The organism is Paracoccus sp. SSJ (assembly GCF_030234105.1).
Lineage (GTDB): Bacteria > Pseudomonadota > Alphaproteobacteria > Rhodobacterales > Rhodobacteraceae > Paracoccus > Paracoccus denitrificans.
In genome coordinates this window covers 23,992-36,780 of the sequence record NZ_JASSPE010000002.1, presented here as the reverse complement: position 1 = coordinate 36,780, position 12,789 = coordinate 23,992, and the positions used below count along the sequence as shown (strand labels likewise).

The following is a 12,789-nucleotide window of genomic DNA, read 5'->3' as shown; positions in this document are numbered from 1 at the left end:
CTACGCGGCGATGCCGTCCGTTTTCGCATGGAAGGGATCGGGTGTAACCTCGGCAACGCGATTGTCCAGCGTCTGGCCGCCTGATGACATGGCCAGGGGCGCAGGCACGCCGGTTCAGCGGCGGGGCAGCAACTCGCCGGGGGCATGGCCGTAGCGGCGCCGGAAGCCGGTGGCGAAATTCGCGGCGCTGGAATAGCCGGCCATCGCCGCCGCCTGCTGCACCGTCGCCCGTCCCTCGCGCAGGGCGGCATGGGCGCGCTCCAGCCGCTCTTTGCGCACATGGTCGAAGACGCTCATGCCTTCGGCCAGCCGGAACAGCCGTTGCAGGTTGCCGGGGCTGGTCCCGGCGGCGCGGGCGATGGCGGCGACGCTGGTGGCGGCCAGCGGGTCCTCGGCCACGAAGGCGCGGGCGCGGGCCAGTTGCGCCAGCTCGCGCCGGTTCAATCCGGCCGACCCGCCCGCCGGCACGGCGGAGATCGCGGCAATGGTCTCGGCCACGATCTCGACGGCGCGGGATTCCAGATAGAGGCCGCGCAGCGTCGGCAACGGAGGGGCGGGGGCAAAGACTTCGGCGATCAGGCCCAGCATGCGCGGCGGCAAGAGCCAGCGGTGATCGACGAGATCGTCGCCCAGCCTTCGCTCGCCCGCCGAGAGGCCGGCCGCCGCCAGCGCCTCTTCGGACAGCCAGGGCAGGTCGGCCGAGATCACCAGGTGCCGCAACCGCTGCCGCCCGCGCGAGACGCGGTGGAACCGTTCGGGCTCCCGGCAGATGAAGGCGGCGCCGGTCAGAGGCGCATGGCCTTCGTGGCGAAAGGACAGCGCGCGGGAGCCGATGTGCAGGTCCACCGCGCCATCCAGGAAAAACACGCAGTTCAGCCCTTCGCCCAGCATCGAGGTGACGGCAAAGGGATGCTGCTCGACCGCATCGCTCAGATGCAGGGTCAGGCCGGGGCGCAGCTCATGGTTCAGGAAGGCGCCGCACATCAGCGTCTGGTCGTCGCTCAGATCGGCCGGGCTGTCGAACTCGACCCCCGCGCGGCCCAGCATGTCGCCGACGCGCAACGCGCTCTCGGTCGGCTGGGGCTGGGGGTCGGCTGAACGCATGATCCGGGTCCTGTCGCGGTGGCGGCTCGGCAGCATGGCGGGCAAGGTTCTGCGCTGGCGCAAAGCTGTTCTGGTCTTGTGCAAAGGCCGCGGCATTGCTGCCAGCCGGCCCGCTGCTCTAGTCCTAGGCTCCAGACCCATTGATTTCAGGCCTTTGGCGTGATTCAGGCTCCGCCAGGAGAGCTGATCGATGAGCAATCTTTTCTGGCTGAGCGAGGCGCAGATGGAGCGGCTACGGCCCTTCTTTCCCAAGAGCCACGGCAAGCCGCGCGTGGATGACCAGCGTGTGCTGAGCGGGATAATCTTCGTCAATCGCAATGGCTTGCGGTGGTGTGCCGCGCCGAAGGAATACGGCCCGGCCAAGACCCTCTACAACCGTTGGAAGCGCTGGAGGTGAGTGGCAAATGCCATCGGTCCGAGTGCAGCCACGAACACGGGGTCTTCGCCCGGATCATGGTCGGCCTGGCCGCCGAGAGTGCCGAACACAAGACGATCATGATCGACGCGACCTATCTCAAGGCACACCGCATGGCGTCGAGCCTGTGCGTGAAAAAGGGGGGCGCGGGCGCCAGATCGGGCGCACCAAAGGCGGCATGAACACCAAGCTGCACGCCGTCGCCGATGCCAAGGGGCGCCCGATCGGGTTCTTCATGTCGGCCGGCCAGGTCAGCGATTACACCGGCGCGGCGGCGCTGTTGGGCAGCCTGCCGAAAGCGGGCTGGCTGCTGGCCGACAGGGGCTATGATGCCGATTGGTTCAGAGAGGCGTTGAAAGACAAGGGGACAAAGGTCTGCATCCCGGGCCGGAAGTCTCGCAAGAAGGCGGTGAAATACGACAAGAGGCGCTACAAACGGCGCAACCGCATCGAGATCATGTTCGGCCGCCCGAAGGATTGGCGGCGTGTCACGACCCGATACGACCGGTGCCCGGAAACCTTCCTCTCTGCGATCATGCTGGCCGCAACCGTCTTGTTCTGGCTGTGAAACTCAATGAGTCTGGACCCTAGAAGACCATTCGGAAGGAAAGAAGATTTTGGTGATGGCGGTGGTGATGGCGGTGGGTCTGGCCTCTTTTCTGAACCAATGTAAAATATGCCCGCGATGACTCCGACGACAGCAATAAAGCTGATAAGGCAAATTCCAGCATGAGCCTCCTTGAATTGGAAGTACGCCAACGCAGCGACAACAAGCAGACAAGTGACGGCTACAGCCAATGTGCTGGCGCTGCCGCTTATAATAATTCCCTTAATCGATTCCAAAACCCCAGCAAAGTCAAACGTCTTATCGCTCATGGTTCACCTTGGGGTGCTAACAACTACTGAAAATTATGGTGCCCGACAAGGCCCTGTTTTTCAACAAAAAAGCGATCAGACCAGCGAGGCGTTGAGCGTGTCCCTGAGCGCGTTCAGCGCGTCCTCAAGGTTCTTGGAGCTACCGTATGCCCCGCTCGAGTCTATGTGCCAGATGTAGGAGTGCTTCCCGCTGTGCGTGTTGTAGCTCACGCGTCCTACAGGCTGGCGGTCACGGCTGACGGTCCAGCAGTTCGCGATCCACTCCCCGTCTGTCTTGTAGACCTTGGTATAGCTCCATCGGGGTTCAGTCGTGTGTTCCATGAGTGGAACGGAACCAGAACAACGTCGATTCTTCAAGACCGGGGCAGGGTGATTCGGTATTCGATGCAGTAGAGAAACCGGAGAAATCATGCCCCGCAGTAGAAGGGGGCACAGATTGGGACATATCTGGGGTGGGCTTTGTGTTTTGCCAATGATTTCAAGCGGTTACGCGAAATTCAATGGCTCCGGCGGTAGGGATCGAACCTACGACCAATTGATTAACAGTCAACTGCTCTACCGCTGAGCTACGCCGGAACACGGGGCGGTGTATAGCCTTGCTCTTCGGGGTCGTCCAGAGGGGTTCGCGCATTTTTTTCGCCCATCCGGAAAATTCCGGCGCGGCCTGTCTCGGGCGCCCTCAATGCCCGGAAAAGACCGAATCCGAGGCGATCGGGCCGGGGGTCGAAACCGCGCCAAGCTCGGAAAGCGCGATCAGATGCGCCAGCACGTTGCGCATCGCGGCCGGAATCATCGCCGGCGGGATCTGGTAGATGCGCCGGGCAAGGGTCTCGGCCGTGGCGGGGCCGTCGCGCAGCGCGGCAAGGATCTGCACCGTGCGCTCGCGCCGATGCGCGGCCAGTTCGGCCAGACGCCCCGAGGGATCGCGCACCGCCGCGCCATGCGCCGGCAGCAACAGCCGCGCGCCCGCCGAATCGAGCCGCGCCAGCGAGCGGAAGTAATCCGCCAGATCGCCGTCCGGCGGCGAGATGATGGTCGAGGACCAGCCCATCACCACGTCGCCGCAAAAGATCGTCTCGTCCTGGCGAAAGGCCAGGTGGCCGGCGAAATGACCCGGCGTGTGCAGCGCGGTCAGGCGCCATTCGTCGGTCTCGACCACCGCGCCGTCGTCCAGCGCGATGTCGGGGGCGAAGTCGCGGTCCAGGCCCTCGCCGCCGTCGATCGCGCCCTCGCGCGCCAGCCGCTCCATCACCGCCGAACGGCCCGCCTCGGCCGGGCCGAAGCCCAGGATCGGCGCGCCCGTCGCCTGTGCCAGCGCGCGAGCACCGCCGGAATGGTCCAGATGCGCATGGGTCACGAAGATATGGCTGATGCGGCCGGGCCCTGCGGCGGACAGGATCGCCTGGCGATGCGCGACAAGGTCCGGGCCGGGGTCGATCACGGCGATTCGCTCGTGTCCCAGCAGGAAGGTGTTGGTGCCCGGCCCGGTAAAGGGCGAGGGATTGGCGGCGGTGATGATCCGCAGGGCTTTCTCGGCGCTTGTCATACGGCTAACCTAGCCATGGCGAGGCCCGGTTTCCAAGGGCCGGGTGGGGCAAGAGGCGATGAATTTCGACTGGCTGAAACGGACCATGCCGCGCGGGCTCTACGGGCGGGCGGCGCTGATCCTGTTCCTGCCGGTCGTCGTGGTGACCATCGTCGTCACCATCATGTTCCTGCAACGCCATTTCGAGGACGTGACGCGGCAGATGACCTCGGGCATGGTGCGCGAGGTCGCGCTGGTCGCGGCCAGGATCGAGGCGGCGCCGGATGTCGAGGCGGCGCGCGACTCGGCCCGCGAGGTCGCCGACCCGCTGGGGCTGGAGCTGATCCTGCCCGCCGAGCCGGGTGCGGATTGGCGGGCGCTCTACGACCTGTCGGGACGTATCGTCATCGCCGAGCTGCACGAGCGCGTGCCCTCCGTGCAAGCCGTCGACCTGAGCCATCGGCGCGAGGTGCGGGTGACGCTCCGAAGCGGCTGGGGGCATTACCAGCTGATCTTTCCGCGCCTGCGGGTCAGCGCCTCGAACCCGCACCAGCTGCTGGTGCTGATGGTGGGCACCTCGCTTCTGATGACGGCGATCGCGACGATCTTCCTGCGCAACCAGCTGCGCCCGATCAGGCGGCTGGCGCGCGCGGCCGAGGAATACGGCAAGGGGCGGATCATCTCCTATCGCCCCGCCGGCGCCAGCGAGATCCGCAGCGCCGGCACCGCCTTCCTGGAGATGCGCGCCCGGATCGAGCGCCAGAACGAGCAGCGCAAGCAGATGCTCTCGGGCGTGAGCCACGACCTGAGGACGCCCCTGACCCGGCTGCGGCTGGGCCTGTCGATGCTGAGCCCCGACTACCCGCCCGAGCCCGACGAGATCGCGGCGCTGGAAAGCGACGTGGCGGCGATGGGCACCATGGTCGACGCCTTTCTGGACCATGCGCGCGACGCGGCGCAGGATGCGCCGCCCCAGCCGGTGCCGGCGCTGGATTTCGTGCGCGGCATCGTCGCCGATGCGCAGCGCGGCGGGCAGCGGGTGATGCTGCATTCGGTGGCGGGCGACGAGGCCGGCCGCGCCACCTTTCGCCGCGACAGCCTGCGCCGCGCCGTCGAGAACCTGATCGGCAACGCCGTGCGCTATGGCGAGCGCGCCGAGGTCGAGGCGGCGCTGGGGCCGAGCTATTTCCGCATCTCGGTCGAGGATGACGGGCCCGGCATCCCGGCAGGAAAGCGCGAGGAGGCGCTGAAGCCCTTTACCCGGCTCGACCCGTCGCGCAACCAGAACCGCGGGCAGGGCGTGGGCCTGGGCCTGTCCATCGCCGCCGACATCGCCCGCGCCCATGGCGGCCAGCTGCGGCTGGGCGAGGGCGAGCGGCTGGGCGGGTTGCGGGCCGAGATCGTGATTCCGCGCTGAGCGGCGCGGTTGCGGCAGGGAACGTCGCGGGCTAAGGCTGTTACAAAGACATAAGACAGAAGGGATTCCGCGATGCGGGCATTCGTATTTCCGGGGCAGGGCGCCCAGGTCGTCGGCATGGGGCGCGAGTTGGCCGAGGCCTATCCGGCGGCGCGCGAGGTCTTTGCCGAGGTGGACGAGGCGCTGGGAGAGAGCCTGTCCGACCTGATCTGGAACGGCGATATCGAGACGCTGACCCTGACCCAGAATGCCCAGCCGGCGCTGATGGCGACCTCTATCGCGGCCTTGCGGGCGCTGGAGGCCGAGGGTTTCGGCATCCAGGACGCGGATTTCGTCGCCGGCCATTCGCTGGGCGAATATTCGGCACTTTGCGCGGCGGGGGCGCTGAGCCTTGGCGATACCGCGCGGCTCTTGCGCCTGCGCGGCCAGGCCATGCAGGAGGCGGTGCCGGTCGGGCAGGGAGCCATGGCGGCGATCCTGGGTCTTGATTTCGCCGCGGTGGACCAGATCGCGCGCGATGCGGCCGAAGGCGAGGTCTGCCAGGCCGCGAACGACAACGACCCGGCGCAGGTGGTGATCTCGGGCCACAAGGCGGCGGTCGAGCGTGCGGCGGCGCTGGCCAAGGAGCGCGGCGCCAAGCGGGCGTTGATGCTGCCGGTCTCGGCGCCGTTCCACTCGGCGCTGATGCAGCCGGCGGCGGCGGTGATGGCCGAGGCCCTGGCGGCGGTCGAGATCGCCGCGCCCGCGGTGCCGCTGGTGGCCAATGTCCGCGCCGAGCCGGTGACCGAGCCGGGCGCCATCCGGCGGCTGCTGGTCGAGCAGGTGACGGGCGCCGTGCGCTGGCGCGAGTCGGTCGCCTTCCTGGCCGGGGCGGGTGTCACCGAATTCTGGGAGATCGGCGCCGGCAAGGCGCTGTCGGGTATGATCAAGCGCATCGCCAAGGATGCGGTGGTGCGCAACATCGGCGCTCCGGCGGATATCGCGGCGCTGAAGGCGTAAGGGGGCTCCGCCCCCATCCCTGCGGGATTCCCCCGGAGTATTTGGAAAACGGAGAAGGATCTGATGTTTGATCTGACGGGTAAGAATGCCCTTGTGACCGGGGCGTCGGGCGGGATCGGCGGGGCGGTGGCCGAGGCATTGCATGCCGCCGGCGCCACCGTGGCATTGTCGGGCACGCGCGAGGCGCCGCTGCGGGAACTGGCCGAGAAGCTGGGCGCGCGCGCGCATGTCGTCACCGCCAACCTGGCCGACGCGGCGGCGGTCGAGGCGCTGCCCAAGGCGGCGGCCGAAGCCATGGGCTCGGTCGATATCCTGGTCAACAATGCCGGGATCACCCGCGACAACCTGTTCATGCGCATGTCCGACGAGGAATGGGCGCAGGTGGTCGAGGTCAACCTGACCTCGAGCTTCCGGCTGTGCCGGGGGGTCTTGCGCGGCATGATGAAGGCGCGCTGGGGCCGGATCGTGAACATCGGCTCGGTCGTGGGCGCCACGGGCAATCCGGGGCAGGCCAATTATGCCGCCGCCAAGGCGGGCCTCGTCGGCATGTCGAAGAGCCTGGCCTATGAGGTCGCCTCGCGCGGGATCACGGTGAACTGCGTGGCGCCGGGCTTCATCGAGACGGCGATGACCGACAAGCTGAACGACGAGCAGAAGGGCCGGATCCTGGCGCAAATTCCCGCCGGCCGCATGGGTTCGGCCCAGGAAATCGCCGGCGCGGTGCTGTATCTGGCCAGCCCCGAGGCGGGCTATGTCACCGGCGCCACGCTGCATGTCAACGGCGGCATGGCGATGATCTGAACGTGGTTTATGCGGGTTGCAAGATCACGTTCGCGTGCTATATCCCGCAAACAAGGCCGCAGGGGAACCGCCCTGGGCTCTGACCGGCAATCGCTGGAACACCTGGGCGGATTGCCCGCGAAAACGAGGAAGAGACATGAGCGATATCGCTGATCGCGTGAAGAAAATTGTCGTCGAGCACCTGGGTGTCGATGAGGAGAAGGTGACGGAAACCGCCTCGTTCATCGACGATCTCGGCGCCGATTCGCTGGATACCGTCGAACTGGTCATGGCTTTCGAGGAAGAGTTCGGCATCGAGATCCCGGACGATGCCGCCGAGACCATCCAGACCTTCGGCGACGCGGTGAAATTCATCCAGGGCGCGGTCTGATCCTGCTCTGAGCAGCTTTCGGGGCGGTGCTTTCGGTGGAAAGCGCCGCCCTTTTTCTTTGGCTGCGACGGTTTGACCCAGCGTCGCGGGGAACCGCCGCAGAGTTGCCTTCGTTTCAAGGGCGAACCTGACGAAGGAGAGTTTCATGGCCGTGAATGTCAAAGGGCTCAGCGACAATGCCCGCAAGACCGCAATCGCCGAGTTGAATGCCCGGCTTGCCGATGCGCTGGCGCTGTCGGCGGCGATCAAGCAGGCGCATTGGAACGTCAAGGGCCGCAACTTCATCGCCGTGCACGAGCTGTTCGACACCGTGAAGGCGCGGCTGGACGAGCATGTGGACATGATGGCCGAGCGCGTGCAGGTGCTGGACGGCGTGGCCGTCGGCACGGTCGAGAAGGTGGCCAAGGCCAGCACGCTGAAGGAATACCCGACCGACCTGACCAAGGCCGAGGACCATATCAAGGCCATCTGCGAGCGGATGCGCGATTACGGCGAGAAGGTCCGGGCCGCCATCGATGCGACCGACGAGGCGGGCGATGCCGACACGGCCGACCTGTTCACCGCCGCCTCGCGCACGGCAGACAAGGATCTGTGGTTCCTGGAAAGCCATCTGGAATAGGCTTTCCGCGTGGTGAACCGGGGCCAAGGCCCCGGTTTACCGGTTGCGCCGCTGCTTATTTCGGCATCGGCGCCGTGATGCCCTCGACATAGAAATTCATCGAAGAGAGTTCCTCGTCGCTGGCCACTTGCCCCTCGGCCAGCCAGGGCGTGCCGTCCTGCTTGTTCAGCGGCCCGGTGAAGGGATGGTATTCGCCCGAGGCGATCTGGTCGCGCAGCGCCTCGGCCTCGGCCTTGACCTCGGCGGGCACGGCATCGGTGATCTCGCCGATCACCACTTCGCCGTCGCCGATGCCCAGCCAGACGCCATGGGATTTCCAGGTGCCTTCCAGCGCCTCGCCCACGCGCTTGATGTAATAGGGTTCCCAATTGTCGATGATCGAGGCAAGCCGGGGTTGCGGCGCGAAGTTCGACATGTCCGAGGCCTGGCCGAAGCCGAAGGCGCCCGCCTCCTGCGCCTTGGCCAGCGGCGCGGTCGAGTCGGTGTGCTGCATGAACACGTCCACCCCTTCGGCGATCAGGGCGGCGGCGGCATCGGCCTCTTTCGCGGGGTCGAACCAGGTATAGGCCCAGACCACCTTCATCTCGACATCCGGGTTCACCTTCCTGGCGTGGATATAGGCCGAGTTGATGCCCTGGACGACCTCGGGGATCGGGAAGGAGCCGATATAGCCGATCTTGTTCGACTTGGTCATGCGGCCGGCAATCGTGCCCAGCACCGCGCGGCCTTCGTAGAAGCGCGCGTCGTAGGTGGCGACGTTTTCGGCAGTCTTGTAGCCGGTGGCGTGCTCGAATTTCACATCCGGGAACTTCTTGGCGACGTTGATCGTGGCGTCCATGAAGCCGAAGCTGGTGGTGAAGATCAGCTTATGGCCGGACAGCGCCAGTTGCGTGATGGCGCGCTCGGCATCGGCGCCCTCGGGGACGCTTTCGATATAGGTGGTCTCGACGCGGTCGCCGTATTCGCGTTCCACCGCCTGCCGGGCCAGGTCGTGCTGATAGGTCCAGCCGCCGTCGCCCACTGGGCCGACATAGATGAAGCCCACCTTCAGCTTTTCCTCTTGCGCGAAGGCGGGCAGGGCCGTGCTGGCCACCAGCGCCGCGGCGCTGCCAAGAAGGGTTCTGCGTTTCATGTCATGCTCCTTGCAGGTTGTGCCTATTTCAATGCGTGGAAGGGCCGGCCGAGGCTGGCGGGGGCCGCACCCCCGCCCGAGCGGCCGAATTTCTGCCGGGCCGAGATCAGCACCAGTACGATGATGGTCGCGAGATAGGGCGCCATGCTGAGCAGTTGCACCGGCACCGCGACGCCCGCCGCTTGCAGCCGCAATTGCAGCACGGTGACGCCGCCGAACAGCCAGGCGCCGGCCAGCACGCCCCAGGGGCTCCATTGCGCAAAGACCACGATGGCCAGCGCGATCCAGCCGGCGCCGGCGGTCATCCCCTCGGTCCATTGCAGCACGGTGGCGATCGAGATATAGGCGCCGCCCATGCCCGCCAATGCGCCGCCGAAGCCGATGGCGAGGATGCGCACCCGCCGCACCGGATAGCCGAGGCCGTGGGCGGCGTCGTGGTTCTCGCCTACCGCGCGCAGGATCAGGCCGGGCCGGGTGCGGGAAAGGAACCACCAGACCACGGGCACCAGCGCGATGCCCAGCCAGATCATCCAGTTCAGGTCCAGCGGCCCGGGCATCATCGCCGGGGCCTTCATCCCCTCGTATGGCTTGCCGAACATCGCGGTCAGGCCCAGGCCGAACAGCGTGAGCGCCAGCCCCGTCGCCACCTGGTTAGACAGCAGGAATTGCGTCAGCGCCGCGAATGTCATCGACAGCGCCGCACCGGCAACGGCGGCGGCGATGAAGCCAAGCGCCGGGCTGCCGCTGGCATGGGCGGCAGCAAAGCCGGCCAGCGCGCCGGTGATCATCATGCCCTCGACGCCCAGGTTCAGCACGCCCGCGCGCTCGACCACCAACTCGCCGAGCGCGGCGAACAGGATCGGCGTCGCGGCGCCCAGCAGCAGGATAAAGACGGAAAGCGGGTCGATCATCATGCGCGCCTCCGAATGCGATAGCGGGTCAGGATGTCGAAGCCGAGCAGGAAGAACAGCAGCATTCCCTGGAACACCTGCACCGTCGCGGCGGGCAGGTTCAGCATCATCTGCGCCAGTTCGCCGCCGATATAGGTCAGCGCCAGCAGCAACCCCGCCAGCAGGATGCCCAGCGGGTGCAGCCGGCCCAGGAAGGCCACGATGATGGCGGTGAAGCCGTAGCCCGAACCGAAGCTTTCGGTGATCTGGCCGGCCGGGCCCGCGACCTCGAAAAGCCCGGCCAAGCCCGCCAGTGCGCCCGAGACGCCCAGGCACAGCGCCACCAGCCGCTCGGGGCGCACGCCGGCGAAACGGGCGGCGCGGGGGGCCGCGCCGGCGGTGCGGATGTGAAAGCCCAGGACGTGCCGCGACATGACGAACCAGGTCGCAGCCAGGGCCAGCACCGCCGCCACGCCGCCCCAATGCAGGCCGGAATTGGCGATGAGATCCGGGTTCGAGGCCGCCTCGTATTGCTGCAGGTTGCGCGAGCCGGGAAAGTTGAAGCCCTCGGGGTTCTTCATCGGGCCGAAGGCCATCCAGGCCGCGATGCGCTGCGCGACATAGACCAGCATCAGCGAGACGAGGATCTCGGACGCGCCGAACCAGTTGCGCAGCACCGCCGGGACCATGCCCCAGGCCCAGCCGCCCGCCGCGCCGGCCAGGATCATTGCCGGAAATATCCAGAAGGCGTCCATGGGATAGGCGGCCAGCGCCACCGCGGCGCCGCAGATCGCGCCGATGATGTATTGCCCTTCGGCGCCGATGTTCCAGATCCCGGCACGGAATCCCAGCGCCAGCCCCGAGGCGATCAGGATCAGCGGCCCGGCCTTGACCAGCAGTTGCGGCCGGGAATAGGCGGCGGTGGGGCCGAACAGCGGGTCCCAGAAGATGGTGCGGATCGCGGCCACCGGGTCGAAGCCCATGGCGGCGAACAGACAGCCGCCGACGATCATGGTGGCCAGCACGGCCAGGACCGGCGTCGCGACCTGCCAGACCAGCGGCGCCGAGGCGCGCGGTTCAAGCCGGAACATGCGCCACCTCCATGCCATGGGCGCCGCCCAGCATCAGGCCGATCTCCTCGACCGTCAGGCCCTCGGTCGGGCGGGGGGCAGAGAGCCGGCCCTGGTTCAGCGCGCAGAAACGATCCGAAAGCTCCAGCAATTCGTCGAGATCCTGGCTGATGACGATCAGCCCGGCCCCCTGCGCCGCCAAGTCCAGCAGCGCCTGGCGGATCGCGGCGGCGGCGCCGGCATCGACGCCCCAGGTCGGCTGGTTCACCACCAGCACGCGCGGCCGGCCCAGCACCTCGCGGCCGATGACGAACTTCTGCAAGTTGCCGCCGGAAAGCGCGCCCGCCGCCGTATCGGGGCCGGGGGTGCGCACGTCGAAGGCGCGGATCACCTGTTGCGCGAAATCCGTGGCGGCCTTGCGGTCGATGAGGCCGCGGCGGATGAGGTTCTGCCGCGCGCCGGCGGTCAGCAGCGTGTTTTCGGCCAGGCTGAACTCGGGCACGGCGGCATGGCCCAGCCGGTCCTCGGGCGCGGCCAGGAGCCCGGCGCGGCGCCGCGCCTCGGGGCCGGCGCGCGACAGGTCGCGGCCCTCCAGCGCGATGGTGCCCGGTGCGGTCGGGGTCTCGCCCGACAGTGCCGAGAGCAGTTCCTCCTGCCCGTTGCCCGCGACGCCGCCGATGCCCAGGATCTCGCCCGAGCGCAGGGTCAGCGCGACCTCCTTCAGCGCCACGCCCTCGCCGCCCGCCGTGGAAAGGCCGCGGACCTGCAGCACGGGTGCGGCGGGCTTTCGGCCGGATCGGTCCACCAGCCGCATCTCGGCCCCGACCATCATCGCCGCCAGTTCGCGGGCGGAATGGGCGCGCGGATCGACCGTGCCCACCACCTTGCCCTGGCGCAGGATGGTGGCGCGGTCGCAATGGCTGCGGATCTCTTCGAGCTTGTGGCTGATATACAGGATCGCCGTGCCGGCTTCGGCCAGTTGGCGCAGGGTGGCGAACAGGATCTCGGCCTCCTGTGGGGTCAGCACCGAGGTCGGCTCGTCCATGATGAGCAGACGCGGGTTCTGCAGCAGGCAGCGCAGGATCTCGACCCGCTGCCGCTCGCCCGCCGACAGCGCGGCGATGCGGCGCGCGGGGTTCAGCGGCAGGCCGTAGCCCTGCGACAGGTCGGCGATGCGGCGCGAAAGCTCGGGCCGCGGCGGCGGGTTCTCCATCCCCAGCGCGACGTTTTCGGCGACCGTCATCGCGTCGAACAGGCTGAAATGCTGAAACACCATGGCGACGCCCGCGGCGCGCGCCGCACGCGGGTCATGCGGCGCGTAAGGCGCGCCCAGCAGTTCCATCCGCCCCTCGTCCGGCCGCACGAGGCCATAGATCATCTTGACCAGCGTGGACTTGCCGGCGCCGTTCTCGCCCAGCAGGGCATGGATTTCGCCGGCCTCGACCGCGAAGGACACGTCGTCGTTGGCGCGCACGCCGGGATAGGTCTTGCCCAGGCCCTCGGCCCGGAAAACATTGCTCACTGTCGCGCGCCTCGCTGCTTTTTGCGCAAGATTAGCGGTTTTCCGCCGA

Annotated in this window: 11 protein-coding genes, 1 tRNA gene and 1 pseudogene; 6 read left to right on the top strand and 7 right to left on the bottom strand. The window is 67.5% G+C overall.

Annotation, left to right across the window (positions count from 1 at the left end; translation table 11 throughout):
- Positions 1–114: 114 nt before the first annotated feature.
- Positions 115–1,104, bottom strand: coding sequence for a helix-turn-helix transcriptional regulator (locus QPR87_RS02330; RefSeq protein WP_011748071.1), 990 nt, complete (start codon positions 1,102–1,104; stop codon positions 115–117).
- A gap of 190 nt (positions 1,105–1,294) precedes the next feature.
- On the opposite strand from QPR87_RS02330, the pseudogene QPR87_RS02325 reads away from it, so the two are divergent.
- Positions 1,295–2,087: pseudogene (locus QPR87_RS02325) on the top strand (IS5 family transposase).
- 809 nt (positions 2,088–2,896) lie between these two features.
- Here the strand turns inward: QPR87_RS02325 and QPR87_RS02320 are convergent.
- Positions 2,897–2,971 (bottom strand) — tRNA-Asn (locus tag QPR87_RS02320).
- Positions 2,972–3,074: 103 nt separating this feature from the next.
- On the bottom strand, positions 3,075–3,941 hold the full coding sequence (locus tag QPR87_RS02315; RefSeq protein ID WP_285048099.1) for an MBL fold metallo-hydrolase: 867 nt from the start codon (positions 3,939–3,941) through the stop codon (positions 3,075–3,077).
- Positions 3,942–3,999: 58 nt separating this feature from the next.
- Here QPR87_RS02315 and QPR87_RS02310 point away from each other — a divergent pair, with 58 nt between their 5' ends.
- From QPR87_RS02310 to dps, 5 genes are all read left to right on the top strand, one after another.
- Positions 4,000–5,337, top strand: a complete 1,338-nt coding sequence (locus tag QPR87_RS02310) for an ATP-binding protein (protein WP_285048098.1) — start codon at positions 4,000–4,002, stop codon at positions 5,335–5,337.
- A 72-nt stretch (positions 5,338–5,409) separates the two neighbouring features.
- On the top strand, positions 5,410–6,336 hold the full coding sequence (gene fabD / locus QPR87_RS02305) for an ACP S-malonyltransferase (RefSeq protein ID WP_285048097.1): 927 nt from the start codon (positions 5,410–5,412) through the stop codon (positions 6,334–6,336).
- A 63-nt stretch (positions 6,337–6,399) separates the two neighbouring features.
- Complete coding sequence (fabG, locus tag QPR87_RS02300) at positions 6,400–7,137, top strand: 3-oxoacyl-ACP reductase FabG (protein WP_011748064.1); 738 nt, start codon at positions 6,400–6,402, stop codon at positions 7,135–7,137.
- Between the two features lie 136 nt (positions 7,138–7,273).
- Positions 7,274–7,507 (top strand): acyl carrier protein, encoded by a 234-nt coding sequence (locus QPR87_RS02295; RefSeq protein WP_011748063.1) that lies wholly within the window; start codon positions 7,274–7,276, stop codon positions 7,505–7,507.
- Between the two features lie 127 nt (positions 7,508–7,634).
- Positions 7,635–8,126 carry a DNA starvation/stationary phase protection protein Dps gene (dps, locus tag QPR87_RS02290; protein WP_260155105.1) on the top strand — a complete coding sequence of 164 codons (492 nt, stop codon included), beginning with the start codon at positions 7,635–7,637 and terminating at the stop codon, positions 8,124–8,126.
- Positions 8,127–8,181: 55 nt separating this feature from the next.
- Here dps and QPR87_RS02285 read toward each other — a convergent pair whose 3' ends face one another.
- Genes QPR87_RS02285 through QPR87_RS02270 form a run of 4 tightly spaced genes read right to left on the bottom strand, consistent with a single transcriptional unit; the run spans position 8,182 to position 12,740 of the window.
- On the bottom strand, positions 8,182–9,258 hold the full coding sequence (locus QPR87_RS02285; protein WP_230999073.1) for a BMP family ABC transporter substrate-binding protein: 1,077 nt from the start codon (positions 9,256–9,258) through the stop codon (positions 8,182–8,184).
- 23 nt (positions 9,259–9,281) lie between these two features.
- The gene (locus tag QPR87_RS02280) at positions 9,282–10,172 is read right to left on the bottom strand and encodes an ABC transporter permease (protein WP_285048093.1); all 891 of its coding nucleotides are present in this window, start codon (positions 10,170–10,172) and stop codon (positions 9,282–9,284) included.
- Positions 10,169–11,239 carry an ABC transporter permease gene (locus tag QPR87_RS02275; RefSeq protein WP_230999072.1) on the bottom strand — a complete coding sequence of 357 codons (1,071 nt, stop codon included), beginning with the start codon at positions 11,237–11,239 and terminating at the stop codon, positions 10,169–10,171. The genes QPR87_RS02280 and QPR87_RS02275 overlap by 4 nt, the downstream gene beginning before the upstream one ends.
- Positions 11,226–12,740, bottom strand: coding sequence for an ABC transporter ATP-binding protein (locus tag QPR87_RS02270; protein ID WP_285048091.1), 1,515 nt, complete (start codon positions 12,738–12,740; stop codon positions 11,226–11,228). Before QPR87_RS02270 ends, QPR87_RS02275 begins: the two co-directional genes overlap by 14 nt.
- Positions 12,741–12,789 lie beyond the last annotated feature (49 nt).